The organism is Brevundimonas sp. (assembly GCF_003248455.1).
Taxonomy (GTDB): domain Bacteria; phylum Pseudomonadota; class Alphaproteobacteria; order Caulobacterales; family Caulobacteraceae; genus Brevundimonas.
In genome coordinates this window covers 74,850-101,025 of the sequence record NZ_QFNM01000022.1, presented here as the reverse complement: position 1 = coordinate 101,025, position 26,176 = coordinate 74,850, and the positions used below count along the sequence as shown (strand labels likewise).

Genomic DNA, 26,176 nt, shown 5'->3' with positions numbered 1-26,176 from the left:
CATGAAATAGGAACATTATCCTAATGTCAGTCTCCTGGATATCCGAAGCCGTCGGGGAGCCGATCTCCCCAATCCCGCTTCACCCGGAAACTCCCTTCCTCCGCTCCTTTGGACGGTGTTCGGTCGCGCACGCGATCCTGGGTCTCACCGACATTGCCGAACCCACAATGTGATCCTATATTGGATCATATTAGGAGGCTTGTTCGATGTCCGATCCCCAGTGGACTCTGCCCGAAGCGGCGTTCGTCCTTGATCAACCGCTCGACGCGATCAAACGCGACGTCAACCGCCGACCGCTCAAGCCAGAGGCCTCAGGTCCGGCCAAGCGCGCCGTGCGATGCGTCGGCCTGACCGATCTCGTCTATCTCGACATGGTGGCCACCTATCGCCACACCCTGACGCCGTCCGCGCTCGACGACCTCTACGTCGCCGTGGCCAAGGAGCCCGCGCAGTCCGCCAGCGTCTCTGTCGGGCCGCTCATCGTGCAGTTGAAGCGGCATCGGACAAATGTCGCGCAACGCCTGAAGGCGCTGGAGGCCGTGGATCGCGCCATCGAGATCAAACACGGCGCTCCCGTCGTAAGAGGCACCGACATCGAGGTCCATCGCCTGGCGGCGCTCTCGGCAGGCGGAGCCACCGATGAGGAGATCCTCGAGGACTACCCGTCGCTGTCGCTCGCCAAGATCAAGGCGGCGACCGCTTATGCGCGCGCCCATCCCAAATCCGGTCGCCCTTACCCGGCGACGTCGGCGAAGCGCGCGATGCAGGGAGCCGACCTTGGCGGGCTCGAGCCGTTCATGCGGCCGAGGGGATGATCTATCTGCTTGACACCAACGTCGTCAGCCAGAGCAGCAAGCCCAAACCGTCCGCCAACATCCTGGCCTGGCTCCGGTCGGTCGATGACCACGAGCTCTGCATCAGCGCCATGACTGTCCGCGAGTTGCGATACGGAGCGGAGCGGGCGACAGCCGCTGACCATCCTGCCGCCGCGGCGATCACACAGGGCGTGGACGCGGTCATCGCCGCCTATGCGGGCCGCATCCTGCCCATCGACGAAGCCGTGGCCGCCGTCTGGGGCCGGATGCTGGCCGAGCGCGACGGCGACGAGGAGGATACCGCCCTGGCCGCGACCGCGCTGGTCCACGGTCTGACGCTCGTCACCGCCAATATCAAGGATGTGACGGGTCGCGGCGTCCCCCTTCTGAACCCGTCCCGGTCCCCGCCGAAGGCGACGCCGGTCTGACCCGCTCAGGCGGCCTGCCCGTCGAGGACGGTCTGAACCGGATGGCGGCGCAGCACCACCTCCAACACGGTCGGCCGCTCAACCGGGACGAAGACCCGAGCCGTGTAGGCGATGATCTCCACGAAACAGCCCGAGGCGACCAGGGCGTCGCGATCCGTCCGGCCTCCCACCACCTCGATGCGCCAGCGGTCCATAACGCGGGACCGCTTCAGCCACAGCCCGCCCTCCAGCGATAGCTGGACGTTGCGGTCGAGGATCGTGGCGGCGGTTATCGCGCCGTCCGCCCAAACCTCGGCGACGTCGGTCAGACCCAGGCTCGTCTTCAGAGTTCGAGCCTGAACCTGGTCCAGAACCCGCCCCAGCCAGCGGCGTCCGTCCGGCGCCCGGACCCGGCGAACCGAGCAACCCCGCGCCGGCAACCGGCCCCAAATCGGCAACAGCAATCCCGTGGCAAGCGTCAGTTCGCGTGTCCGCCAAGGGTCGGTCCCGGCGGCCTCTTCGTCCCAGACCCGCCGCCAGGTCGAGACCTCCGCCGGCCTCCACGCCGACTCCTCGAACGTCTTCTCGGCCATCGTCTGGCGATCGTCGGGCCGAACCAGCCGCACGGCGGTGATCAGGCGGTTCTCGTTCGTCGAGGTGGTCAAGCCGAGTTCCGCAATCGCGGCGCGGCCCGACTTCTCGTTGACGACCAGCTGGTGGGCGACATCCTTCGCCCAAGTCAGGGCGGCGTCGGCGACGAGGATCTCGCGCCTTACCTTGAGCGAGAAGGTCACCAGAGCCGTCTCGGCGCCGGTCGAGACATCGGTCCGGATCACTTCCTGATCCGTGACCTCCAGTTCCTCGGCCTCGATGTCCTCCAGCCCGCGGTCCAGTTCCCCGGAGGCGGCGGCTCGATCGAGGATGCCGGACAGGATGCGGTCGAAGTCCGCGAACAAGGCGTTCTGGTCGGCGATGCGCAGCGCCAGCAGCCGGCTCAGAAACGTGTGTATCGGTGGCAGGTCGTCGGAGGGTTTGAGGCCGCCGTCGTCGTCGAGCAGCTTCAAGCTCGTCTTGGCCACGAAGGTCTCGAGCGTCATCGAGTCCAGCTCCCCGAAGGCCAGCGCGCCGTAGAAGACCAGCAATGCCCGGCGCGCCCAAGGGCTCTCCAGATTGTCCTCGGCGCGGAACAGGCCGGCTCCGGCGGTGCGCCGTTCGCCGCGCGTAAGCGCGCCCAGAGAGTCCAGCCGGCGCGCGATCGTCGAGGTGAACCGCTTCTCGCCCTGGATGTCGGTGGTGACGGGCCGGAACAGGGGCGCGGATGCCTGATGCGTCCGGTGGGAGCGGCCAAGGCCCTGGATGGCGGCGTCGGCCCGCCAGCCCGGTTCGACCAGATAGTGGACCCGCCGCTGCTGGTTCGGAGCCGACAGGTCGGCATGGTAGCTGCGGCCCGTTCCGCCAGCGTCCGAGAAGATCAGCACCCGCTTGCGGCCCGACATGAAAGCGTCGGTCTCGGCGCGAGCCGCGGAGGCGCCCCGCCGCTCCACGACGCGACGACCGTCCCTCACCACCACCCGGCGCGACCGGCCCGTGATCTCGGCGACGGCGTCCGTGCCGAACGCCTCCAGCAGGGCGTCGAGCACGCCGGGCACGGCGGGCAGACAGGCCATCTTCTCGATCAGGGCCGCCCGCAGGACGAGCGCTTCCTGGCTGACCGCGGGCCGCCCCTCATCCATGACCGGGACCATAATGACATTGCCGTCGTCGTCCTCGATCGCCTCCATCAGATGGACGGGGAAGGCCTCGCGCAGATAGTCGAGAACGTATTCGCGCGGGGTCAGGTCGATCGAGAGGTTGTTCCACTCCTCGGGCGGGATGGACGATAGACGCCGCTCCATCACCGCCTCATTGGTCGAGACGATCTGCACCACGGCCGAGCGCTCCGAGCCCAGATCGTCGCGGATAGAGGCGACCAGGCTCGGAGCCTTGAGGCCCGCCAGCAGGTGACCGAAGAACCGCAACTTGGCGCCTTCGAAGGCGGAATGGACGACCGAGACGGCCTGCGGACTCCTGGCCTTGCCGTCCTCGTCGTTCAGGCCGGTGGCTTTGAGCGCGTCGGCGAGGTTGGCGTGGATCAGCTGGAAGGCATCAGCCCACTGGTCCCAGATGGCGATGTCGTCCGGCGTCAACGGATGGACCAAGGGTTCGTACTCGACGCCCTCGAACGACAGCGATCGCGCCACATAAAGCCCGAGCGCTTTGAGCTCGCGCGCCACAAGCTCCATCGCCGCAACCCCGCCGCGATCCATGGCGTCGAGGAAGTCGGCGCGGGTCATGAAGGGCGCCTCCGGCCCGCCCCAAAGGCCAAGCCGGGCGGCATAGGCGAGGTTCTCGGCGGTGGTGGCGCCGGTCGCCGAGACGTAGAGGATGCGGGCCTCCGGCAGCCGGTTCTGCAGCGCCAGCCCGGCCATGCCCTGAAGCGAGGCCTTCTTCGTCCCGCGTGCCCCTTTGCCGCCCCCGGCAGCGTTGGCCATGGCGTGGGCCTCGTCAAAGGCGATGACCCCGTCGAAGTCCTCGCCGAGCCAGGCGACGATCTGGTCGAGGCGGGACTGGCGGGAACCCCGCGCCGGCTGGCGAAGGGTCGCGTAGGTGGTGAACAGGATGCCGCGATCGAGCCTGACGCCTTCGCCCTGCTTCCAGCTCGACAGCGGCACGATGTCGTGGGCGCCGCCGCCGATGGCGCCCCAGTCGCGCCGGGCGTCCTCCAGCAGGGCGTCATTGCGCGAAAGCCAGACCGCGCGTGCGCGCCCCTGGCTCATGTTGTCGGCGACGATGGCGGCGATCTGACGCCCCTTGCCGCAGCCGGTGCCGTCGCCAAGGAAGAATCCGCGTCGGAACGAAACGCCGTCCTCAGCATCATCGCGAACGAGCGCCACCTCATGGGCCGTCTCGCCGAGGCGGAACCGGCCGGGCAGGAAGGCCGCATGGGCCTCGCCGGCGTAGATCACCCTCCGTCTGGGCGTCGGAGATCCGGCCCTGGTTTAGCACGCCCGGCGGCAACACCGGCCGGTAGGTCGGCGCGGGCGGCGCGACGGAGGCCATCGGGCCAGACTCGACCAGAGGCGAAGGATGCGGCCGGGGATCAGGCAGGACGATCCGCGCCAGGGCATGCGCCTGATAGAGGCCGACGTCCCGGCCCTCTCCAGCCCAGGGCCGCGCCTCATAGGCCAGGGGTGTTGCTCCAGCCAGGAAGGCCAGTCGGCCTGCGGGAAGGGCGAGACCGCGCTCGCGCGGCGCGAGGAAGGCGGCGGCGTCCAACGTCAACCGCACGCGCGGACGGGCGGTGCCGCGATCCGGAAGGCTTGCAAGAATCCGGGCGGTCGCCTCCAGATCTTCGGGCTGGTGAAGAAAGCCGTCCCAGACGGCTGTCCCGCCGCGATCCATGACCAGCAGGCCGGTCTCGACCGAGGTGCCGTGTTTGGCGAAAGCACGCGCGGGAAACGCCACTGCGGCCACCATGACGCCGTGGCCTTCTAGCACCCGCCTCAGATCGGTATCGGCAAGGGCGGTGAGGGGCACGATCGCCGCCATCCGGCCGCCATCCGCCAGAACCTTGAGCGACGCGATCAGATGGGCCTGAAGATCCGAAAATGGCGGGTTGCAGACCACGACATCGAACGCCCCGGCGTCCTCGAGGAGGTCGGGTAGATGGCGGCCGTCATGCCGTCGGCGCGTCGCCTTGGCGAACAGTCCGTCGAGGAGCGCGGCGCGCGTGGGCGCAAGCTCGTTCAACGTCAGGCTCGCCCCGCACGCCTCGGCCACCACGGCCAGCAATCCGGTCCCCGCCGACGGCTCCAGGACACGGTCCTTCGGTCGAACCTGCGCGGCCAGCACCGCGAGGGCACCGAGTTGGGGCGGGGTGGAGAACTGATCCAGCGCGACCTGTTCCTCGCTGCGCCGGCTGTGGGTGAGGCCAAGCGCTGAGACCCCCGCGAGCAGAGCGGCGATCTCGGCCGGGGCGTCCTCGAGCCGGGCGATCTGCGGCGCGAGGCGGCGTATCTGAAGCACCGTCGCGGCCTCGATAGCGTCATAGGCGTCACGCCAGGTCCAGCCGCCCTCGGCGTCGGACGCCCCGAACGCGGTGGTCATGACGTCGGCCACGAGGCGTCGATCCAGCGGGCGCGAGCGGGCCAGATGGATGGCCAATGCACGGGCGGCGGCCAGGATGTTGGCGGGGAGATTCCCGACGGCGAGGTCGGCGAACAGCGAGAGGTTGCGGGTCGTGGACATGGGAAGCCTCCGGTCGCCTGGAGCGGAAGGCTCCTCCCTCTCGGTCCTCCAGGCTCGCTTCGCCCCGCCCTTCCTTCGTCTCCCCGGCAGTCGCGTCGGCGCGCACGACGCAGAGAAACACCGCACCGGCGGGTCGCCGTTGCGATGCTTCCGTGTGCGGACGATCAGGCGGCGGAAGAACCCAGGGCCGCCTCACCCGCCGGGGTGACGGCGAAGGCGCCGACCCCCTCGTCGTCATCATCGACGCCACCGCCGGCCGCTTGGTCCTCGATGTCCGGGGTATCCTGATCGGCGTTGATCGGGGCGGCCCAGCACAGGGCGGCCGGCACCCAGGCCCGTTGCGCAGCCTGTTCGGCCACCCAGTCGACCAGCTCCGTCTTGCGGAGCGTCTTCGCCCGCTCGTCCTCGGCGCCCATGGTCTCGAGCATGCCGGTCAGCAGGCCCTTGGAGTGGGGCTGCAGGAAGAGGGCGTCGGGCGTCCAGTGTAGGGTGATGTCCGCCTGGCAGAGAGCGGCCAGCTCCGCCGCCTCGGCCCGGGCGCTGCGGCGAATGGAGAAGGTCTTCTCCTCCCGGACGTCGAGGCTGATGGCGGTCAACTCCGCCAGCAATCCCATCTTCTCGCCGTGGGCAAGGCCGTGGACCCAGGCGATGACGGTCTCGCCGGACGCTTCCCAGGCTGTGCGACGATCCTCGAGCCGGCGACGCACGTCCCCGTCCAGTGCCTCGATGACTCGCCCATTGGCGGGATTGAACCCACTGGCGGTGATGGCAAGGGCCGAGTCCGACCGCGCGACGTGCGCGCGTCGCACAAGAACGGTGAACAGCCGCGCGATCAAGGCTGTCAGCGCCGCCCCGGGATCGTCGGCCAGCGCGCGGATCAGACCCCGCGTCGCCACATCGGTCCGAACGGCGTGAAGGGCATGGTTGACGCCTTCTGTCTCCGGCTCGGGAGCCTCGACTTCTGGCGGTATATACGCCGGTGGCGCCGAGGTCCGACGCGCGGTCTCGGGCGCGACGTCCTCATCCCCGTCGTCGACCTCGGGTTCCTCCGGCGTGTAGCAGCGGACTTCGACGCCCGCCCCCGTAGCCGGCCACATCACCATGGTGGTCACGACCCTGCCGCCGCATCCGGTTTGATCGGAGGCGATCCTGGCGTGGATCATATCGACGATGGCGAGATCAGCGACGTCGGGGTGCTCGACATCCGCCAGAGCGATGCGGGCCTTTTCGGCCCGTTCGTTGAACACCTCGCGCTGCGACCGGTAGCGCGCCATCTCCTCGGCCGGGAGCGAACCGCCATAGACATAGCCGAGCGCCTCAAGATCATCGGGAAGCTCTGGCTCCGGGCCTGCGGTCACGTGAACCGCGATCCCTTCGGCTTCGAACACGGCCGCTATCCCGCGTGCGCGACGGGTCCAGACCTCGGTCAGAATGTCCGGGTCGAGTAGAACAGGAGGCAGTTCGCCGAACAGGTCGGTTTCGGTGCGACCTCCGGCGTCGATATAGGCCTGAGGATCGACCAGGGCGCAGCGGCGATCGCGCGTGGTGACCCGGCTGTCGTCGAGACGCTCGCTGACCCGCCATTCCTGGAAGCCATGGCCGTCCAAAGCCATCTGGGCGAGGTCCTCCTGCTCCTGGCGATCCGGCAGTCGTGCCAGCAACCGGGTCTGGCGAAGGGTGATGCGGCCCGCCTTCAGCGCCACCAGAGCGGCTGGCGCGACGCCGGACAGGGCCGCTAAACGCTTGATCTCGATCTCGTCGTAACCGAGCGCCCGCGCCATGGCCGTGATCGTCAGTTTCGACTTCAGCATCCGGCCGATGGCCGCGATGACGTCGGCCACGTGGACGGGGACGGCGGTGTTGGTCAAAAGCACCGCCGCCGCTTGGCGCGCCGGATCGGTCTCGACATAGGTCCGGACCGGATAGTTCTCGTCGATGTCGCCGGCCTCCAGCAGGATCGCCAGCGCCTGACGACGACGACGACCGTCCAGAGCCATGAACGGCTGCTCCTTTTTGCCGAGGCCGGGCCTGACGGTCACGGGCTGCAATTGACCGGCCGCCTTCAGGGTGGCGGCCAGGGTTGGAATTTCGTCGTCCGGCGGTTCGCCATACCGCAGGTTCTCTCGCGCGATGCCAAGATCCCCGAGGCGGACGATGCGTTCCACGGGCGTGAAGATGACGGCCGGGCTCGGGGTTTCAGGAACAGAGGTTGTTGAGGTGATGACGGGAACGAGGTCGGTCATGAGGTCTCTCCTGCCGGGCGACGGGGGCCATCCCCGTCACTCCGGCGCCCCTCAGAGCCCTCGCTCCCCCTTTGCGACGCCGCCGCGACCGCGACCTCGTTCCAGTCGCCGAACGGCGGCTCGGGCCATGACACCTCAACCTTGAGACCGTCATTCACCAGGCGGCGGCGGAGCCGGGCAGCCGCCGCCTCACCGGCCTCGCCACGGTCAGCGGCGATCAGGACCCGGCGCACCCAGGCGGGCGGGCTCCAGGCGACGAGGTTATTGGCGGCCATAAGAGCCCAGCCGGGAAGACCGAAGCGGTCGATGGCCGACAGGGTCGTGACCACCCCTTCGCCCACCAACATCTCTTCGGCCGCAGGCGAGAGGCGAACGGCCGCGCCGGGCGGGACCTGACCCACAGTCTTTCGGGCCAGGCGCAGACCGCCGGCGGGCAGACCATTGGTCTCGAGATAGGTCAGCTCGACCGCCGTCAGACGATCCTCGGCGTCGCTGACCCGGGCGATCAGAGCGGGACGCACGCGCCTACCACTCTGATAGACCGAGAGTGGCGCGGCCGGGTGCAGCCGAAGATTGGAGACCGCGTCCCCGGCCAGAACGGCGCGCCGCTGTAGATAGAGAGCGGCCGGACCGTGGGGCGGTCGCTCCGTCGTCGCGGTCCACAGACGCGATGCGGTCTCGACGCGAAGGCGCCGGTCCGGTCTCGGCGATGAGGACCGTCCGCGCCCGCCGCCGGTGAGCCGACCGGCGTCATCGATAAAGCCGCGAAGGCGAAGATCATCCCGTGCGGTGCGCCAATCGGCGCCGCCGAATCCGTGGATGATGACCCGATCATCGGCCAGCATCAACGAAACCGAACGGTCCGCCGTGCTGTGGCCGGGTGCGGGGATGCTGGCGCGCGAACCTCCGGCATAGAGGTCGCCGCCCAGGGCGGCGACAATCGCGTGAAGGGTCATGGCCGCCTCAGATCAGGCCGAGCTGTTTGAAGCTCGCCGTACCCTGACGGCCGATGACGAGATGGTCGTGCACTTGCAGGCCGAAAACGCCGGCGGCGTCCACGATCCTGCGGGTCATCTCGATATCGGCCCGTGACGGGGCCGGGTCGCCGGACGGATGATTGTGGACAAGGATGAGCGCCGAAGCCGAGAGTTCCAGCGCCCGCCGGACGACTTCACGGGGGTAGACCGGGGCGTGATCGACCGTGCCTTCGGCCCGGAATTCGTCCCGAAGCAGGATGTTCTTCTTGTCGAGATACAGGGCGCGGAACTGCTCTCTCGGTTCGTGGGCCAGGGCCGAGCGAACATAGGCGACCAGGGCGGACCATGATGACAGGACGGGGCGGCGGCAGGCCTCCGATCGGGCCAACCTGATACTCAGCCGGCGCAACATCTTGAGATCCGTGATCGTGGTCGCGTCGAGCGTGGCGGCCCGCGCCAGCTCGTGCGGATCCGCCGCGACGACGGCGGCGACCGTGCCGAACACCGCCAGCAAGGTCGCTGCAGCCTGCGCGATGTCACGCTCCGGCATGGTGCGTGTCATCAGCAGGGAAAGAAGGGTGGCGTCGTCCATCTCCTGCTCAAGGCCCGGCGACGCCGCGAACAGGTCTCCCGAACGCAGGCCGGAAGGCCTGAATGTTGATGAGGACAAGGGTCGCATCGCGGGGCTCCAGGGGCTGCTGGCCCCGGATCGGGGCGACCACCCCCCGCCCTTCCTTTTTCTCCAATGCCCGTTGGCTAAGAGGGGCGATGGCTTCAGGCTGCGCCCATGAAATGGCTCCTGATCCTCACTGGTCTTCTCCTCGCTCCCGCCGTCGCCCACGCGGATCCGTGCGAGGGCCGTTTGCCTGACCGCGCGGGCGCGTCCTTCTCCGGTCTGGTGCGCTACATCGGTGACGGTGACAGCCTGTGTGCGGGCCCCAACAGTGACCCCTCGACCTGGATTGAGGTCCGGCTGTCGGATTTTAACGCCCCCGAGCTCCACAGTCCGACCGGACGCGCTGACCGGGACCGATTGTCGGGCTTGGTTCGCGGACGTGTCCTGACGTGCGTGGCGGTTCGCGGTCGTAACGGTCGCGTCATCGTCTATGATCGGGTGATTGCCTCATGCCGCCTTAATGGTCGAAGGGTCGGCGACCTGCTGCGTGCCGCCGGTGGACGCGAAGGGGGAGATTAGGACGCGAGCCTGCTGGACCCCGCAAGCCCTGCCGAAATCCAACTTGGAGTGGCAGTCCCCTCGTCCATCCGCGCGCATGTCGGACCCCTTGGCCACTTCCCTTCCGAGTTCCCTGCGAGCCATCAGCTAGGAGGAAGTCGTCGGCTCGCGGGGGCCCAAGGTCATAGGCGGATCGCTGCGGCAAGTATGTGGATGCGAGGCGCCCTACGAGCGTCCCGTCAGGCGACGTCGCAAGTCGCGTTCGATGGTTTTCCTCTGATGCGGAGTGAGTTTGCGCCACCCCGCGACTTCCAACCGCGTGCGTCCACAGCCTGCGCAAAAACCGGAGCGGGCGTCGAAAGTGCAGACATCGATACAGGGTGTCTTGGCCATCCCACCTGTCTACCGGGCCAGGGAGACGACGGCCTGCCAGGTCAAGACCAGGCCGACGACAGCGATCAGAACCCCTGAAAAATAGGGCGCCTTTCGTGCAAAAGCCGCGAAACCTCCCGACCAGCGCTTCTCCGCATGCCGCATCCCGATCGCCGCTGCGACACCGACGGTGACCATGGTCGCCGCCAATCCGATCGAAAAGCACAGGACGAGGGTCGCACCCAAGGCCACCTGCTTCAGCTGCAGGCAGAGCAGCAGGACGGTGATCGAGGCCGGGCACGGGATCAGGCCGCCTGTCAGGCCGAAGAGCATGATCTGCCAAGTGGTCACCTTGCGGTTGGCGAACCGCTTCTTGATGTCGTTGGCGTGGGCGCGTTCGTGGGCGTCCTGATAGCCGGGGTCCGAGACATCAAGCCCGCCGTGGTCATGAGCGTGTTCGTGATCGTGTTCGGCGAACTCGACATCGAACTCGTGGGTGTGATTGCCGTGGCCCAGGACCAGCCTTGCGGTGAACGCATGGGGTTCAGGAATGACGTCTGCCGATTCGAGATAACCGTCGCGTGTCTCGAAGTGGAATGTCTGGACGGAGCCGTCCGCCCGGGTGGTTGCGACGATGACGTCGTCGGCCCTCGGAACCGGCCCTTTCTCCGGAGCGAACCGGAACCGTGGGGGCACGCCGTCCTCGAAGATACTCAGGCTGACGACGCCATGGCCGGTGTCGATCCAGCGCGTCTCGTCGTGGTCATGGTCGTGGTCACGATCATGCTCGTTGTGGACGGCGTTCTGCTCGCGCCATGTGGCGAAGAGCATCCATGCGGCGACACCGAGGATGATCACGGCCGAGGCCAGCTGGAACCAGCCCTCCGAGGCTTCGATGTCGAAAAACTGGCCGAAGTAGAGCCCGGTCAGGGCGATGGCCCAGACGATGGCCGTATGGGACAGCGTCGCCGACAAACCCAGCAGGATCGCCTGCCAGACCGTACCGCGCACCGCGACGATGAAGGCCGCCATCATCGTCTTGGAGTGGCCGGGCTCCAGCCCGTGCAAGGCTCCCAGCAGCAGGGCGGAAGGAATGAACAGCCAGGCATGGGCCGAGCCCTGCGCGAGCAGGTCTGCAAACGGGGTCATCGGCGTCTCACAGGTATTTGGTGATGTCTTTGAACTCGGCCATGGCCCGACGGGCCTCGGCCGGGTCGCCCTCGGCCGCATGGGCGAGGCAATGGTCGATGTGATCGTGGATCAGGGTCTTCTTGGCCGCCGCCACGGCCTTCTCGATCGCATGAAGCTGCTGGGCGAGATCCAGACACGTTCGCCCACCCTCGATCATGGCGATGGTCTTGCGCAGATGACCCTCGGCGCGCTTCAGCCGATTGATGATCTCGGGGTGGGATTCGTGGACGACGTGAGCCATGAGGCTATGCTATCCCCCTGGAGGGGATAAGACCAGCCTCTCTTGGTTACCCGCCGCAGGACGACGTTCGATGTTTTCACCGCTTCGCCATGCCGGTTACCGGCATCTGTTCATCGCCCAGGTCGCGGCCCTGCTCGGCACGGGCATGGCGACGGTGGCGCTGGGTCTGCTGGCGCATGATCTGGCCGGGGCCAATGCCGGCGAAGTCTTGGGGATGGCCCTGGCCATCAAGATGATCGCCTATATCGGCGTCGCGCCCTTCGCGAGCGCCCTGGCGGCCAGGCTTCCCCGCAAGGCCCTGCTGGTCTCGCTGGATGTCGTCCGGGCCTGTGTCGCCGGCGCCTTGCCGTTCGTTGGCGAGGCCTGGGAGGTCTATGCCCTGATGACGGTGCTGTACGTCGCCTCGGCGGCCTTCACCCCGGCGTTCCAGGCGATGATCCCCGACCTGCTGCCTGACGAGGCGGAATACACCAAGGCCCTGTCGCTCTCGCGCCTCGCGGCCGATCTCGAGAGCGTGGCCAGTCCCGTGCTGGCGGCCGTGCTCCTCGCCTTCATGAGCTACAACAATCTGTTCGCCGGGACGTCCCTCGGCTTCGTTATCTCGGCCCTTTTCGTCGTCACGGCTGCACTGCCGGTACTGACGCAGACGGCTCAGAAACCCTTCATCCAGCGGCTCACGGGCGGGGTTCGCCTGTTCGCTTTGACGCCACGTCTGCGCGGTCTGATCGCCATCAGCATCGCCGAGGCCGCCGGCGGGGCCATGGTGTTCGTCAACACGGTCGTCCTGGTGCAGTCCCGCTTCGCCATGTCCGGCCAAGCCGCCGCCTGGGCGCTAGCGGCTTTCGGGGCGGGGTCGATGGCGGCGGCGATCGCCCTGCCTCGCCTGCTGGACCGGGTCGCAGACCGGACCGCCATGTTGTGGGGCGCCGCGATCATGACCCTGGTGCTGCTTGGGGGATCGGTGCTGGCGACCACCTATGTCGCCCTGCTCATCCTCTGGGCCGTCATGGGCGTCGGCTATTCGCTGACCCTCACACCGGCGGGTCGCGCCTTGCGTCGGTCTTCCAACGCACAGGATCGTCCGGCCCTGTTCGCGGCGCAGTTCGCCCTGTCCCACGCCGCCTGGCTGATCGCCTATCCGGTCGCCGGTCTGGTCAGCGCGGCTGCGGACCCCAGCGCGGCCTTTCTGGTGCTGGCCGCCCTGTGCGCGTTCGGAACGGTCCTAGGATTTGTAGTCTGGCCTGCGAACGACCCGACGGACCTGCCGCATCGGCATGACGCACCGGCCGAAGACGATCCGCATCTGGACGGTCAATCCGGAGAGGCGTTGCACAGCCATCCCTTCGTCATCGACGAGCGCCACCCGCGATGGCCGACGACGAAGGAGTGAGCCCAAGGCGGGAGACATCCGACCGTAAGCCTCAGTCGACGAAATCGACGCTCTCGTAGTCGCCCGAGGTTTGAAGCGTGATGGTGACACGCTCGCCGCTGCGGTTACGCCAGAACCAGCCGTGATGACCCGCGAAAGCGGCCGTTAGCACCCCCGTCTCGCGGGCGGAGGTTCCCTTGCTATAGCCGTGATAGGTGATCCCTTGGCCGTCACCATGGGTGTCATAGTTCACCGCCGGGCCACTGGTGGACCAGGTGAAGTTCGCCTTCGCGCCGTCCCCCATGGCCATTTTGATCTCGGCCCCCTCGTCAGGCTCAAGGGTCAGGGACGTGCGATGGCTGCGACCCGCCGATGCGCCATTGGTTGTCGTAGCTGCGGCTGCCGTCTGGGTCGTGACCGCTGGCGGGACGGCTTCGGTCTTGGCAGACCTGGCCGGCTCCTGAGTTGCGGTGTCTGGTGAGCCCACTGGTGCGGCTGCCGGCAAGGCAGGCGCGGTCCTCGTGGATGTAATGACCGCCGCCGTTGAGGCCGCTTCAGCCGCAGCTTCAACGGCGAGTTGGCGCTTGATCCGGCCCATCTCGGTCAGCCCGAAGACCGAGCCGATGCGGGTAGGATCGACGCCGTACTCGGCTGGAAGGACCACGGTGACCAGCAGGGCCGAGGCGATGACGACGGCGACGCCGGTAGACTTGAGCAGCTTGGCCGTCGACGGCAGTTCGGCGGGATCGGGTTGATTGAGATTTTGCATGGAAGGTCTCCCGTCAGGCGACGAAGAAGCCGACGAGCTGATAGCCCGTCAGGATGAAACCGAGGATCATGAGGATGACGTTGGCCAGATAGGCGTGGCGCCCGAAGCTGGCGGTCCGGCGCCAGAATCCCATGGCGATCAGGATGGCTCCGAGCGCCAGAAGCTGGCCGATCTCCACGCCGATGTTGAAGGCGATCAGGTTGACCAAGAGGCCGTCTGAAGACAGCTGGAAGTCCTGCAGTTTGGTCGCCAGACCCAGGCCGTGGAACAGACCGAACGCCAGGGTCGCGGCCCTGGCGTCCGGCTGGACACCGAACCAGCGTCGGTAGGCCCCCATGTTGTCGAGCGCCTTGTAGACGACGGACAGGCCGATGATGGCGTCGATCAGATAACTGGAGACGTTGACGTTCAGCATCACGCCCAGCAGCAGGGTCGTCGAATGCCCGACGGCGAACATGGTGACGTAGAGGCTGATATCCTTGAGGCGGTAGAGGTAGAAGATCACCCCGAACAGGAACAGCAGATGGTCGTAACCGGTGACCATGTGCTTGGCCCCCAGATAGACGAAGGGCCAGAAGACGATGCCGGACGTCTCCTGGATGTAGCCCTTGTCCCCTGCCGCCACCCCGTGCGCCAGGGTGGCGGTGAACAGGCCGTTGAGGAAGAGCACCAACAGGCCTGCGCTCAGCAGGCCGATGGGCGTTCGCAACCAGGCGGTCGCGCGCTGGAGACGCGGGTTCATGAAGTCCTCCGGGAGTATGCGAAGGGAAGCCGCTCACGCTACGACCGTCTGACGCCGTTCGGCGAAGACGGGCGGCCGTGGACGAGGCTGTAGAGGGCGGGGAGCACGAGCAGGGTCAGCAGGGTCGAGGAGATGATCCCGCCGATGACGACCGTGGCCAGCGGGCGCTGGACCTCGGCGCCGGCTCCGACGTTCAAGGCCATGGGCACGAAGCCGAGGCTGGCGACGAGCGCCGTCATCAGCACCGGGCGAAGACGGGTCAGCGCCCCCTCCCGGATTGCCTCGCCAAGAGGCTTCCCTTCGGCGATCAGGCTGCGGATGAAGGTGACCATGACGACACCGTTGAGCACGGCGACCCCGGACAGGGCGATGAATCCGACCCCCGCCGAGATCGACAGAGGCAGCCCACGCAGCATCAGGGCGGCCACCCCTCCGGTCAGGGCCAGAGGCACGCCGGAGAAAACGATGGCCGAGTCCTTGACCGAGCGGAACAAGGCGAACAGCAGGCCGAAGATCAGCAGCAACACCGCGGGAACCACGAGTTGCAATCGTTTGGCGGCCGAGATCAACTGCTCGAACGTTCCGCCATAGGTGACCCAATAGCCGGCCGGTATGGCGACCTCAGCATCGACCCGGTCCTGAACCTCGCGGATGAACGAACCCAGGTCGCGGTCGCGGACATTGGCCGTGGTCACGATGCGGCGTTTGCCGTTCTCTCGGCTGATCTGGTTCGGACCCTTTGTGAGTTCGATCGTGGCGACCTCATTCAGGGGCACGAACTGACGCGGCTGTCCTTCGCCCGCCGGGAGCGGGACCTGGAGACGACCGATGGCGTTGGTGTCGGCGCGCAGACGCTCGGGCAGGCGGACAACGACGTCGAAACGACGGTCACCCTCGAAGATTTGCCCGGCGGTCGTGCCGCCCATTGAGGTGGAGATAACCGACTGGACGTCTTCGATGCTCAGGCCAAGGCGCGCCATGGCGGGTCGGTTGGGTGTGATCTGGAGCACCGGCAGGCCGGTGATCTGTTCGGTCTGGGGATCGGCGGCCCCGTCCACCGAGGCCACGATGGCTTCGATCTCGGCGCCGAGGCGCAGCAGTTCGTCGAGATCGTCGCCATAGACCTTGATGGCGACGTCGGCCCGCACCCCGCTCAGCAGTTCGTTGAACCGCATCTGGATCGGCTGGGTGAACTCGTATTTGCTGCCGGGAATCTCATTCACGGCCTCTTCCATCTCGGCGACGAGGTCGCCGCGAGACTTGCGAGGGTTCGGCCAATCCTTCCTGTCCTTCAGCATGATGAAGGTGTCGGCGACCGAGGGCGGCACCGGATCGGTGGCGACCTCGGCGGTGCCGATCTTGGCCACGACCCGCTCCACCTCGGGGAAGCGGGCGATGCGGGCTTCCAACGCAGTCTGCATCTGCACGGCCTGGGTCAGGCTGGTGCCCGGGATGCGCAGGGCGTGCATGGCGATGTCGCCTTCGTCGAGATTGGGCACGAACTCCGAGCCCATCCGCGACGCCCCGAACCCGGCGAGCAGCACCAGCACGACCGCAATGCCGATCATCAGGCTGCGGGTCCTGAGCGCGAAGTCGAGCGCCGGCTGATAACCCACCCGGGCCCAGCGCATCAGGAAGCTGTCCTTCTCCTCGACCTTGCCGGTGACGAACATGGCGACGGCGGCGGGTACGAAGGTCAGGGACAGCAGGAGCGCTGCCGTCAGGGCGATGACGACGGTGATCGCCATCGGGTGGAAGGTCTTCCCCTCCACCCCGGTCAGGGCGAAGATGGGGACATAGACCAGGGTGATGATCATGACCCCGAATAGCGAGGGCCGGATTACCTCGCTGGAGGCGGTCGCCGCCAGATCGAACCGTTCCTCGCGGGTCAGGATACGACCCAGGCGATGCTGGGCCTCGCCGTAGCGCCTGAGGCAGTTCTCGACGATGATGACGGCGCCGTCCACGATCAGGCCGAAGTCGAGCGCGCCGAGGCTCATCAGATTGCCGGAGGTTCCGGTCCGCACCATGCCGGTGATGGTCATCAGCATGGTGACGGGAATGACCGCCGCCGTGATCAGGGCCGCGCGGATGTTGCCGAGCAGCAGGAACAGCACGACGATGACCAGCAGGGCGCCCTCGACGAGGTTCTTTTCGACGGTGTGGATGGCGCGTTCCACCAGTTCGGTGCGGTCGTAGACCGGCGTGGCGACGACACCGGGCGGCAGGGCCTTGGCGGCTTCCTGCAGGCTGGCGGCGGCGGCCTGGGCGACGATACGGCTGTTCTCGCCAGCCAGCATGAGAACCGTCGCAAGGACCGTCTCCTTGCCGTTCTCGGTCGCGGCGCCGGTGCGAAGTTCCTGGCCCATTCCGATGTCGGCGACGTCCAGGATGCGGATCGGAACGCCCCCACGCGTGGCGATCACGATGTTGCCCAGGTCTTCACTCGTCGAAGCCTGCCCCGGCACCCGGATCAGATACTGTTCGCCGAAGCGCTCGACATAGCCCGCGCCGACGTTGGCGTTGTTGTTGTCCAGCGCTTCGACCACCTCGGCCATGGTCACCCCGTAGGCCGCCAGCCGCTGCGGATCGGGTGTGACGTGATACTGACGCTCGTAGCCGCCGACGGTGTTGACCTCGGTGACACCGCGCGTGTTGCGAAGCTGGGGCCGGATGACCCAGTCCTGAAGCGTGCGCAGGTCTTCGGTCGTATAGGGCTGGCCGTCGGGACGTCGTGCACCCGGCTCGGCCTCGACCGTATACATGAAGATCTCCCCGAGGCCGGTGGCGATAGGGCCAAGTTCAGGGGTGACGCCGGGGGGAAGCTGACCGAGGGCGCTTTGGAGGCGCTCATTCACCAGTTGGCGTGCGAAATAGATGTCGGTGCCGTCGTCGAAGATGACGGTCACCTGGCTCAACCCGTATCGCGAAACCGAGCGGGTGTATTGAAGGCCCGGAACGCCTGCGACGGCGGTCTCGACGGGGAAGGTGATGCGCTGTTCGGCCTCCAGCGGCGAATAGCCGGGGGCTTCGGTGTTGATCTGAATCTGGACGTTGGTGATGTCCGGAGTGGCGTCGATCGGCAGGCGCTGGAAGCTCCAGACGCCGATGGCGCAGGCCAGGAGGACGAGCCCCATGACCGCCCATCGGAAGCGGATCGACAGGGCGATGATGCGTGCAAGCATGGTTCTCGCGCCCCCTAGTGATCATGGCTCGCGCCGGACTTTTCGATGTCCGCGCGAATGAGGAAGGCGCCGTCCACGACGTATTCGGTTCGGGGTTCGAGCCCGCCAAGCACCTCGGTCCACTCGTCGGTCCTTCGGCCCAGTTCGAGCATCCGCACCTCATAGGTGTTGCCGACCTTGGCGTAGACGACCTGGAAATCGCGGAACGGCTGGATGGCCTTGGTCTGGACGGCGAGAGGCACTGCACCCTCACCGACCTGAACGGTGCCCTGTACTCCCAGGCCCGGCCGCCAGACGCCGCCCTGATAGGCCAGTTCGACATGGGCGATCAGGGTCTGGCTCATCGGATCAGAGCCGGGCAGGATGGTTTCGATGACGCCATTGAAACGGTGGTCACCTGCCAGACTGGTGACCTCGACCCGCTGGCCCCGGCGGACACGTTCTGCATCGCGCGGATAGAGGGCGAACTCGGCATGGAGGCGGGTTGGGTCGCCGATCACCAGCATCGGCTCGCCGCCCGCGCCGGTGATGGCCCCGGCGTTGACGTTCTTGGCCATGATGACGCCGGAGATCGGCGCGGTGACGGAATAGGTCTGGAGGCTCTCGCTGGACTCGACCCGCGCCACAACCTGGCCTCGCGATACGCGCTGGCCCAGTTCGACGTTCAACGCCATCACCCGACCCGGATAGCGGGCGAAGACATCGCTCTGGCCCTCAGGCGTGATCTCGACCCGACCGCTCAACGGCAGAGACTCGCCCAGGACTGCGGAACCGGCGCGCTGCGTGGTGACGCCACCGGCGCGGGCGGCGTCGGCTGAGATGACGGTGCGACCCTCATAGGACTGGTAGGCCCAGGTCGATCGCTTGCCGTTCTGGGTCGCCGCGACCGCCACGTCGAAGGAGTGCGGCTCGGAGACGACACCGGGGCTGGCGAGATAGTCCTCGGTCGGGATGAAGGTGAACCGATCGACCTTCGGCCCGAGACGGGTCAGGGCCATGGTCGCCTGGACCTGACGTGGATCGAGCGGCTTGTCCTTCAGATAGGGATAGAGCCGGAACAGGGGCTCTGGTCCTTCCTCGAAGATGGTGATCTCAAGGGCGAAGTCTCCGTCGCGGAGCATCCGGCCTCGGTGAGGGCCACGCTCATAGTCGGCGGCGGCAGCCTCGCCGTTTTCGCCTGCCTTTTCGGCGGGCTTGTCTCCGCAAGCGGCGGCGGCGAAGGCGAGGACGATCGCGGACGCAACGAGCCAGCGCCGCGAAGGTGTCAGGCGGATCATGGTTGAGTCTCCAGGGCGAGGATCAGGTCGCCGTGCGCGCCGGTCAGTCTGTCGAGGCGGGCGCGATCGATATGGAATTGCTTGAGCACCGCGACGCGGCGGGCGCGGGTCTGCAGCAGGGCGGTCTGGGCGGAGATGACGTCGTTGTAGGTGAAGCCGCCCCTGTTGAAGCCGTCGCGCACCAGAACGACGGCGCGCTCGGCCTGGGGAAGGGTTTCCTGCCCGATCCTGCGAGCTTCGCTGGCTCGGGCCATGACCTGAACCTGCAGGCGCGCGATCTCACGTTCACGGTCGATGCGGGCGGCGGCGAGATCACCCTCGACGGCCAGCCCCTCCGCTCGGGCGCGGTCGATGGCCCCGAGGTTCTGGTCGTAGCGACCAAGGGGAATCGACGCGCCGACGACAAAGCCGAGGTCGTTGCCGTCCCCGAAGTGACGGACGCCGGCGCTGACCGTGGCGTCCGACCGGGCGCGGGCCGTCTCCACCGCCACCCGGGCGACGGCGATGTCGCGCTGTGCGACGAAGATGTCCAGGTCCGCCTGGGCGACCCCATCCGTGACGTCGAGCGCCGACCGGGTGTCGGCGAAGGTCTCGGCGCCAAGGGTGAAGTCCGATGACCCATCCCAGAACCGGGCCAGCGAAATGTTGGCGACCCGGACGGTAATCCCGGCCTGATCGAAGTCGATCTGGGCCTGAGCCAGTTCGGCCTCGGCGCGCGCCCCGGCGAACAGAGGATCGCGCGCCATGTCCACGCGGCGACCGACCTCGGTCTGGAACCGTTCGGCGAGGTCAAGGCGCTCGCGGGCGATCTCCAACTCGGCCTGAGCCGCCAGAGCTTCCGCCCAGGCGCGCTGCACCTGTTCGAGCCGGTCCAACTGGCGAATGCGCGCGGTGGCGTCGACCAGCAGCCCTTCGGCTTCGGCGAGAGAGACACGGGCGGACCTGTCACCGCCCCGCTCGAACCGTTGCTCGACTGTGAGCGTGGTCTCGGTCCGACGGAACAGGTCGCCTCCGCCGATGGTCGGAAAGTTCTCGACCATCACCCCAAGCGTGGGGTTGGGACGAACGTCCGCCTGACGCACGGCTGCCCGCGACGCCTGTCGCCGGGCCTGGGTCGGTGCCAGTGAGGGATCGACCAGGGCGGCTCGACGCAGCGCCTCGTCCAGCGACAGTACAGGCGCGGTGGACGTGGCCGCCGCATCCTGTGCGACAGCAAGGGTCGGCGGCAGCGAGGCCGCCAGAATGAGCGCGAGGGCCGACACGGCCGTCAGTCGCGCCCACGGCCCGGCAATGCCGGACGATGGGGTCTTCAAGGGATTCTCTCCGGGAAACGGGGGTGCACGCGCGACCGATTGGCCGCGTCGGATCAGATGATCGTGCGCGTCCGTCTGGGAGGGTATTCAGGCCCGTCGCCGTCGTGGGCCGGACGTGCGCCATCGCCCGCCGGCTGGATCAGCACGGCGTTCATGGCGACGAGGGGGCTCAGATCGCGGTTGAGGATCGGGATGGCGGTGTGGCTGTCGCCGCTCGTATGGTGGTGATGGCTTGCTGGACGCCCGGCCTCGCCCTCGTCTTCGCCGTCTTCGGCTTGATCCAGTGGATCCTCGGCCGGCGCGTCGGGGGCGATATGGACGTGCAGCGAGCCATGATCGACGTCCGCGATCTCTGCGTGATCACCGTGGCCGATCGCGACTGCCGGCCAATCCGACGCATGGGCAATCTGGTGCCGCCCTTCCTGAACCCCATGCAGGCTCAACGTCGCCACGAGGGCGGCGCACAGGCTGACGCAAATGGTGCGAAACAGGCGAGACAAGATTGAACGGCTCCTTCATCCGCCATAGTGCGACCCGATCCCAATGGCAACGGTCGAGGTTGCCGCATCACGATATGGCTAGGATTCGTCCTTCAGGTGGATACGTGATGGCGGAGGTCGGGAGCTCCGTTGACGGCTGCGACGATGCGAACATTGATCGATCCGCCAGTCGTGGTAAGGGGCGGCATGGGAGTGACTCACTATCATTCTCAAAATGTTTTCTTGGTGGGCTGCGGGTCGCTGCGGCGCCAGTGCGGCGCCGACCGGTCGGGATTGACCGACGCCGAGGCAGTACCCACGTCTCGTGGCCCGGGGTCAGGCCGGCGCTGCGGGCCGGGCTCGCCGGCTTTCGAACCGGCGTCGGATCCAGGTTCGCCCAGGTTTCTCAACGAGCAGATGCAGGGCCGCCGCGATCAGCGCCGTGACGACGAACAACCCTGCCAGTTCGACTGGCGTGATGCGGAAGGCGCTGTCGATGCCGCGCAGTTCGGCGACCACGCCCTTGAAGGCGACGAGGACGGGCATGTGCACGAGATAGAGGGCGAAGGAGGCTTCACCGGCGAAAACCAGCGCAGGGGCGGCGAGAGGCCCCTCGCAGTCCGCGCGTGCGAGCAGGGACCAGGTCAGGATAACGGGGGCTGAGAGGGCGACGATGATCCGGTCGTCCAACGACAGCTGCATAGCGCCGAGCAACACGAGGGTAGCAGCCAGGGCGGCGGCGATGGCGACGGGCCGGCTCCAGCGCCAGCGATGGCCCAAGCCGTAGAGCGCCATGCCGATCAGAAAGGCCGGCGCTATGCGCAAGATGCCCATGTCGTCCTCGGCCCGAGGCAGAACCTTGCCGAAGGTTGAGACGTAGGCCGCGTCGATGACAACATAGCTGACGATGCCCAAGCCGAGCAGGAACCAAGGACGATGTCTCATCCGGATCGAGAGAAGGGCGTAGGCCGGGAACAGCAGATAGGCGAACCATTCCGCCGAGAGCGACCAGGACGGGCCGCTCCAATTGTATCCGATTTCGCTTGGAAACCACGCCTGCACCAGGAACAGGGTCTTGAAGAAGCCCTCTGTCGTATAGGTCGAGAGATCGAACGGAACGCCAGAGATTGAAGCTCCGAGCACCATGATCAGAACACCGCCCAAAATCGCCAGATGGAGGGGATAGAGCCGAGCCAAGCGGGCCACGAGGAAGCGCCTGTAGCTGAATGTTCCTGCGGCGAAAGCGGGGCCGTAGACGTGGGCCAGAATGAAGCCCGACAGCATGAAGAAGGCGTCGACCGCCAGCCGGCTTCGCTCGATGATCGGGCTGTAGCCGAGGGCCGGATCCCACTGAAGCTGGTAGTGGAACAGCACCACGCCCATGGCCAGGAAGGCCCGCAGGCTGGTCAGGGCCATCAGATCAGCCGGGTAGCCTTCGTGAGTCGGAGAAACGGACGTCATGAACGATGGCCCCCCAAAGGCAGGCGGCACAGGACGGACCGCTTAATTGGTCTACGCATCGGTCGCCTCCATCCCTCATTCTGTCGCATCTGGGGATCAGGCCTGCCGCGCTGGAGAAAAGGCCATGATCTGATCCTGCGCCGCTCGCGGGCTCATGGCGATCGGCTTGCAGGTTTTCATCGGAAGGCGCGATGACGCGCGCCACCGGCTCAGCCCACAGACCGGCGCGGCCATGGTGAACGATGGCCTGGATCTCATCGAGCGCGGTTTTCTCCATGGGCGATGGATCGGCCGCCCATGCGGGCCCGCACGAAGACCACGTCGCCCACGCCCATGTCGCAATCCAGCTGACCGTGGCTCGCGCGGGCTCGGCCCGCGTGGTTCTGGACGACCGTCGCGCCCCGAGCCGTCAGGCGATCGTCATCGGGCTTTCTGGCGCTGATCGGGCCGGCCCTCGCCTCGTCATTCCGCCCTCCCTGACGGCCCTGTCGAGCCCTGAGGCCCAGCCGGACCGCATCGTGGCGGGCTTCAGAGAACGGCTCGGCGTCAAGGCGTATAAGCTGGATCCACGCCTTGAAGGGGTGCTTCTCAAGCCGTCTGAGGACCCGGCGCCCGGAGCCGTCGCCCGTGGGGCCTGGTCGGTCGGCGCCTCAAGGTCCTGGCCTAGGCGCAGATGCAGGCTCCACGTCTTCGCTATGCGCCCGTGATTCTCCGTGGGTTTTTCGGCCTGTTCATCAGCCTGTGGGATCATCTCTTGGGCAAGTTCCGGTCCGGGGCCCACACGCCCCCGGACAGGCCAGATCGGCGTGTCCGATCGGCCCTACTACCCGAGAGGATATTTTAGGACGCTCGCCGAACCAATCCGACAGGCCGTCTAGGGAAATATCCTGCGCTAGCGCGATGCGCGTCCGAGAAGGTTGATCAGTTCTGTGGCCTTGGCCTTGCGATCGGAGAGATCGTCGCCGGTCATCGCCCCCATGACGCAATGGTCGAGGTGGTCTTTCAGCACCTCCCTCTCGACGCGCAGCAGGGCGGCCCGCACGGCCTGGAGCTGGGTGAGGACCTCCACGCAGTAGCGGTCCTCCTCGACCATCCGGGCGATGCCGCGAACCTGGCCCTCGATCCGGTTCAGGCGGTTCAACACCTTGGGTTTGGTTTCCGTCTGCATCCAATTCCTCGTTCTGACCGTTCGACCCTACCCCAGGACAGCGCCTTGCGCGATACCCCCATAGGGTATATCTGGCGTCCAGCTGTTTCAAGGAGCCCGCCATGTCCATGCCCTCCCATTCGCATCCGGCCGGTCACAGCTGCTGTTCGGCCAAATCGGCCGACGGCGGCGCGAAGGCGGTCGATCCGGTCTGCGGCATGACCGTCGATCCCGCGACCGCGGCGCATCGGGCCGTCCACGACGGCCAGCACTATTTCTTCTGTTCGGCGGGCTGCCGGACCAAATTCATCGCCGATCCGGACCGCTATCTCGGCGAGACCCGGCAACCGGCGCCTGTCATCCCGGGCGCCATCTACACCTGCCCGATGCATCCGGAGGTGCGCCAGGAGGGCCCGGGCTCCTGCCCGATCTGCGGCATGGCGCTGGAGCCGGAGACCGTCACCGCCGAGGCGCCGGTCAATCACGAACTGATCGACTTCACCCGCCGCCTCTGGGTTGCCGCGGTCCTGACCCTGCCCGTCTTCGCGCTCGAGATGGGCGGCCATCTGACCGGACTGGCGATGCGGATTTCGGGCCAAACCTCCAACTGGATCCAGTTCGCGCTGGCGACGCCCGTGGTGCTGTGGGCCGGCTGGCCGTTCTTCCAGCGGGGCTGGGCTTCCCTCCGCAACCGCAGCCTCAACATGTTCACCCTGATCGCCATCGGCGTCGGCGCGGCCTGGATCTACAGCGTGGTCGCGGTGCTGGCGCCGGCTCTGTTCCCGGCGGCGGTCCGCCGGATGGACGGCAGCGCGCCGGTCTATTTCGAGGCAGCGGCCATCATCACCGTCCTGGTTCTGGTGGGCCAGATTCTTGAGCTGCGCGCCCGCGAACAGACGTCCGGCGCCATCCGGGCGCTGCTTGATTTGGCGCCCAAGACCGCGCGGCGGCTCCGTGACGACGGCGGCGACGAGGACGTCACGCTCGACATGGTCGCCGTCGGAGACCGGCTGCGCGTCCGCCCCGGCGAGAAGGTGGCGGTCGATGGCGAGATTCTGGACGGTCGGGTGACCATCGACGAGTCCCTCGTCACGGGTGAATCCATGCCGGTGACCAAGGACGTCGGCGACAAGGTCGTCGCCGGATCGCTCAACAAGACCGGCTCGTTCGTGATGCGGGCCGACAAGGTGGGCGCCGACACCCTTCTGGCGCAGATCGTCCAGATGGTGGCCCAGGCCCAGCGCAGCCGCGCGCCGATCCAGCGGCTGGCCGACAAGGTGTCCGGCTGGTTCGTGCCGGCCGTGATCGCCATCGCGGTTCTCGCCGCCGTCGTCTGGGGCCTGATCGGTCCGGAGCCGCGCCTGTCCTACGCCCTCGTCGCCGCGGTGTCGGTGCTGATCATCGCCTGTCCCTGCGCCCTGGGCCTGGCCACGCCGATCTCGATCATGGTCGGGGTGGGGCGCGGCGCCCACGCCGGGGTGCTGATCAAGAACGCCGAGGCGCTGGAGCGTTTCGAAAAGGTCGACACCTTGGTGCTCGACAAGACCGGTACCCTGACGGAGGGGCGACCGTCGGTGACGGCCATCCGGCCCGCCGCCGGGTTCGACGAGACCGAGCTTCTGAGACTCTCCGCCAGTCTGGAGCGGGCCAGCGAACATCCGCTGGCCGACGCCGTCGTCCGCGCCGCGACGGATCGCAAGCTCGCGCTGTCGGAGGCCTCGGAGTTCGACAGCCCGGTCGGGCGTGGCGTCACCGGGGTGGTCGACGGCCGCCGCGTGGCGCTCGGCAACGGCCGCTACCTCAAGGAGATCGGCGTCGATGTCGCCGCCCTCGAGGCCGAGGCCGAGGCGCTACGCCAGGACGGCGCCACCGCGATCTTCGTGGCCGTGGACGGGGCCGCGGCCGGCGTCCTCGGCATCGCCGACCCGGTCAAGGCGACGACCGCCGGGGCCATTCGCGATCTGAAGGCCGCGGGCCTGCGCCTGGTGATGATGACCGGGGATAACCGGACCACGGCCGAGGCGGTGGCGCGCCGGCTCGGCATAGACGACGTCCAGGCCGAGGTCCTGCCGCAGGACAAGGCGGCGGTCGTCGAGCGGCTGCGCGCCGAGGGCCGCATCGTGGCCATGGCTGGCGACGGGGTCAACGATGCCCCGGCCCTGGCCGCCGCCGATGTTGGTGTGGCCATGGGCGCAGGTTCCGACGTGGCGATCGAGAGCGCCGGCGTCACCCTGCTGGGGGGCGACCTCCAGGGCATCGTCCGGGCCCGCAAGCTGTCGAAGGCGGTGATGAGCAACATTCGCCAGAATCTCGTCTTCGCCTTCGGGTACAACGCCCTGGGCATCCCGGTCGCGGCGGGGCTGCTGTACCCGGTCTTCGGCCTCCTGCTGTCGCCGGCTCTGGCGGCGTTGGCGATGGCCCTGTCCTCCGTGAGCGTCATCGGCAATGCGCTGCGGCTTCGTGCGGTCAGACTTTAACGGGGGCGGCATGGGGGACCGGGGCCAGGAGAAGGCGACGACCGGCGTTTGCGCCATTACGCACTCCGGCAGCCGATCCCTCGCCTGATCCAACAGCGTTCGGGTATATTTGATCAAGGCGGAACCGTGTCGGAGGACCCGGATTTAACTGGCGTTCATGTCCGGTTGCGCAACGGCGCCGAGATCCCGGTTCAAGTCCGCGTCCCGCCGCCGCCCCGCGGCGCTTTCGTCAACTAGCCGCCGGCCGATT

18 protein-coding genes and 1 pseudogene are annotated in these 26,176 nt (G+C 67.4%); 4 read left to right on the top strand and 15 right to left on the bottom strand.

Annotated features, from left to right (window positions below; translation table 11 throughout):
* The first annotated feature begins 206 nt into the window (after positions 1-206).
* Positions 207-815: a DUF433 domain-containing protein gene (locus DI624_RS09870; protein ID WP_291537800.1), complete on the top strand. Its 609-nt coding sequence runs from the start codon at positions 207-209 to the stop codon at positions 813-815.
* Entirely contained in the window at positions 812-1,243 is a 432-nt protein-coding gene (locus DI624_RS09865) for a type II toxin-antitoxin system VapC family toxin (RefSeq protein WP_035305778.1), read from the top strand. Before DI624_RS09870 ends, DI624_RS09865 begins: the two co-directional genes overlap by 4 nt.
* A 5-nt stretch (positions 1,244-1,248) precedes the next feature.
* Here the strand turns inward: DI624_RS09865 and DI624_RS09860 are convergent.
* From DI624_RS09860 to DI624_RS09835, 7 genes and pseudogenes are all read right to left on the bottom strand, one after another.
* Positions 1,249-5,509 (bottom strand): annotated as a pseudogene (locus DI624_RS09860) (strawberry notch-like NTP hydrolase domain-containing protein).
* A 164-nt stretch (positions 5,510-5,673) separates the two neighbouring features.
* On the bottom strand, positions 5,674-7,752 hold the full coding sequence (locus DI624_RS09855) for a ParB/RepB/Spo0J family partition protein (RefSeq protein WP_291537795.1): 2,079 nt from the start codon (positions 7,750-7,752) through the stop codon (positions 5,674-5,676).
* Entirely contained in the window at positions 7,749-8,708 is a 960-nt protein-coding gene (locus DI624_RS09850; RefSeq protein WP_291537792.1) for a toprim domain-containing protein, read from the bottom strand. The genes DI624_RS09855 and DI624_RS09850 overlap by 4 nt, the downstream gene beginning before the upstream one ends.
* Before the next feature lie 7 nt (positions 8,709-8,715).
* On the bottom strand, positions 8,716-9,321 hold the full coding sequence (radC, locus tag DI624_RS09845) for a DNA repair protein RadC (RefSeq protein ID WP_052004993.1): 606 nt from the start codon (positions 9,319-9,321) through the stop codon (positions 8,716-8,718).
* Between the two features lie 807 nt (positions 9,322-10,128).
* Positions 10,129-10,296, bottom strand: a complete 168-nt coding sequence (locus DI624_RS16155) for a DUF1289 domain-containing protein (RefSeq protein WP_081836171.1) — start codon at positions 10,294-10,296, stop codon at positions 10,129-10,131.
* A 9-nt stretch (positions 10,297-10,305) separates the two neighbouring features.
* Positions 10,306-11,424 (bottom strand): nickel/cobalt efflux transporter, encoded by a 1,119-nt coding sequence (locus DI624_RS09840; protein WP_271145752.1) that lies wholly within the window; start codon positions 11,422-11,424, stop codon positions 10,306-10,308.
* A 7-nt stretch (positions 11,425-11,431) separates the two neighbouring features.
* Positions 11,432-11,707 (bottom strand): metal-sensing transcriptional repressor, encoded by a 276-nt coding sequence (locus tag DI624_RS09835; RefSeq protein ID WP_035308120.1) that lies wholly within the window; start codon positions 11,705-11,707, stop codon positions 11,432-11,434.
* Positions 11,708-11,777: 70 nt separating this feature from the next.
* Between DI624_RS09835 and DI624_RS09830 the strand changes: the two genes are divergently transcribed.
* The gene (locus DI624_RS09830) at positions 11,778-13,097 is read left to right on the top strand and encodes an MFS transporter (RefSeq protein WP_035308117.1); all 1,320 of its coding nucleotides are present in this window, start codon (positions 11,778-11,780) and stop codon (positions 13,095-13,097) included.
* A gap of 31 nt (positions 13,098-13,128) precedes the next feature.
* Here the strand turns inward: DI624_RS09830 and DI624_RS09825 are convergent, their stop codons facing one another.
* From DI624_RS09825 to DI624_RS09790, 8 genes are all read right to left on the bottom strand, one after another.
* Positions 13,129-13,845 (bottom strand): hypothetical protein, encoded by a 717-nt coding sequence (locus tag DI624_RS09825; protein WP_035308115.1) that lies wholly within the window; start codon positions 13,843-13,845, stop codon positions 13,129-13,131.
* 13 nt (positions 13,846-13,858) lie between these two features.
* Positions 13,859-14,587: a HupE/UreJ family protein gene (locus DI624_RS09820; protein WP_035308114.1), complete on the bottom strand. Its 729-nt coding sequence runs from the start codon at positions 14,585-14,587 to the stop codon at positions 13,859-13,861.
* Positions 14,588-14,625: 38 nt separating this feature from the next.
* Complete coding sequence (locus DI624_RS09815) at positions 14,626-17,772, bottom strand: CusA/CzcA family heavy metal efflux RND transporter (protein ID WP_291537784.1); 3,147 nt, start codon at positions 17,770-17,772, stop codon at positions 14,626-14,628.
* Positions 17,773-17,786: 14 nt separating this feature from the next.
* Complete coding sequence (locus DI624_RS09810) at positions 17,787-19,049, bottom strand: HlyD family efflux transporter periplasmic adaptor subunit (RefSeq protein WP_035308110.1); 1,263 nt, start codon at positions 19,047-19,049, stop codon at positions 17,787-17,789.
* Entirely contained in the window at positions 19,046-20,362 is a 1,317-nt protein-coding gene (locus DI624_RS09805) for a TolC family protein (RefSeq protein ID WP_291537781.1), read from the bottom strand. The genes DI624_RS09810 and DI624_RS09805 overlap by 4 nt, the downstream gene beginning before the upstream one ends.
* A gap of 53 nt (positions 20,363-20,415) precedes the next feature.
* Positions 20,416-20,862 (bottom strand): hypothetical protein, encoded by a 447-nt coding sequence (locus DI624_RS09800; RefSeq protein ID WP_088582500.1) that lies wholly within the window; start codon positions 20,860-20,862, stop codon positions 20,416-20,418.
* A gap of 315 nt (positions 20,863-21,177) precedes the next feature.
* Positions 21,178-22,302, bottom strand: coding sequence for an acyltransferase (locus DI624_RS09795; RefSeq protein WP_291537777.1), 1,125 nt, complete (start codon positions 22,300-22,302; stop codon positions 21,178-21,180).
* Between the two features lie 892 nt (positions 22,303-23,194).
* Positions 23,195-23,470: a metal-sensitive transcriptional regulator gene (locus DI624_RS09790; RefSeq protein ID WP_035308104.1), complete on the bottom strand. Its 276-nt coding sequence runs from the start codon at positions 23,468-23,470 to the stop codon at positions 23,195-23,197.
* A gap of 101 nt (positions 23,471-23,571) precedes the next feature.
* Between DI624_RS09790 and DI624_RS09785 the strand changes: the two genes are divergently transcribed.
* The gene (locus DI624_RS09785; protein ID WP_291537773.1) at positions 23,572-25,926 is read left to right on the top strand and encodes a heavy metal translocating P-type ATPase; all 2,355 of its coding nucleotides are present in this window, start codon (positions 23,572-23,574) and stop codon (positions 25,924-25,926) included.
* The last annotated feature ends 250 nt before the right edge of the window (positions 25,927-26,176 follow it).

Bases quoted from the DNA above. Each gene is read 5' to 3' on its own strand.
- DI624_RS09850 (WP_291537792.1), bottom strand. From the start codon at position 8,708: ATGACCCTTCACGCGATTGTCGCCGCCCTGGGCGGCGACCTCTATGCC.
- DI624_RS09810 (WP_035308110.1), bottom strand. From the start codon at position 19,049: ATGATCCGCCTGACACCTTCGCGGCGCTGGCTCGTTGCGTCCGCGATC.
- DI624_RS09820 (WP_035308114.1), bottom strand. From the start codon at position 14,587: ATGAACCCGCGTCTCCAGCGCGCGACCGCCTGGTTGCGAACGCCCATC.
- DI624_RS09865 (WP_035305778.1), top strand. From the start codon at position 812: ATGATCTATCTGCTTGACACCAACGTCGTCAGCCAGAGCAGCAAGCCC.
- DI624_RS09835 (WP_035308120.1), bottom strand. From the start codon at position 11,707: ATGGCTCACGTCGTCCACGAATCCCACCCCGAGATCATCAATCGGCTG.
- DI624_RS09785 (WP_291537773.1), top strand. From the start codon at position 23,572: ATGTCCATGCCCTCCCATTCGCATCCGGCCGGTCACAGCTGCTGTTCG.
- DI624_RS16155 (WP_081836171.1), bottom strand. From the start codon at position 10,296: ATGGCCAAGACACCCTGTATCGATGTCTGCACTTTCGACGCCCGCTCC.
- DI624_RS09840 (WP_271145752.1), bottom strand. From the start codon at position 11,424: ATGACCCCGTTTGCAGACCTGCTCGCGCAGGGCTCGGCCCATGCCTGG.
- DI624_RS09815 (WP_291537784.1), bottom strand. From the start codon at position 17,772: ATGCTTGCACGCATCATCGCCCTGTCGATCCGCTTCCGATGGGCGGTC.
- radC (WP_052004993.1), bottom strand. From the start codon at position 9,321: ATGGACGACGCCACCCTTCTTTCCCTGCTGATGACACGCACCATGCCG.
- DI624_RS09855 (WP_291537795.1), bottom strand. From the start codon at position 7,752: ATGACCGACCTCGTTCCCGTCATCACCTCAACAACCTCTGTTCCTGAA.
- DI624_RS09870 (WP_291537800.1), top strand. From the start codon at position 207: ATGTCCGATCCCCAGTGGACTCTGCCCGAAGCGGCGTTCGTCCTTGAT.
- DI624_RS09825 (WP_035308115.1), bottom strand. From the start codon at position 13,845: ATGCAAAATCTCAATCAACCCGATCCCGCCGAACTGCCGTCGACGGCC.
- DI624_RS09790 (WP_035308104.1), bottom strand. From the start codon at position 23,470: ATGCAGACGGAAACCAAACCCAAGGTGTTGAACCGCCTGAACCGGATC.
- DI624_RS09830 (WP_035308117.1), top strand. From the start codon at position 11,778: ATGTTTTCACCGCTTCGCCATGCCGGTTACCGGCATCTGTTCATCGCC.
- DI624_RS09795 (WP_291537777.1), bottom strand. From the start codon at position 22,302: ATGACGTCCGTTTCTCCGACTCACGAAGGCTACCCGGCTGATCTGATG.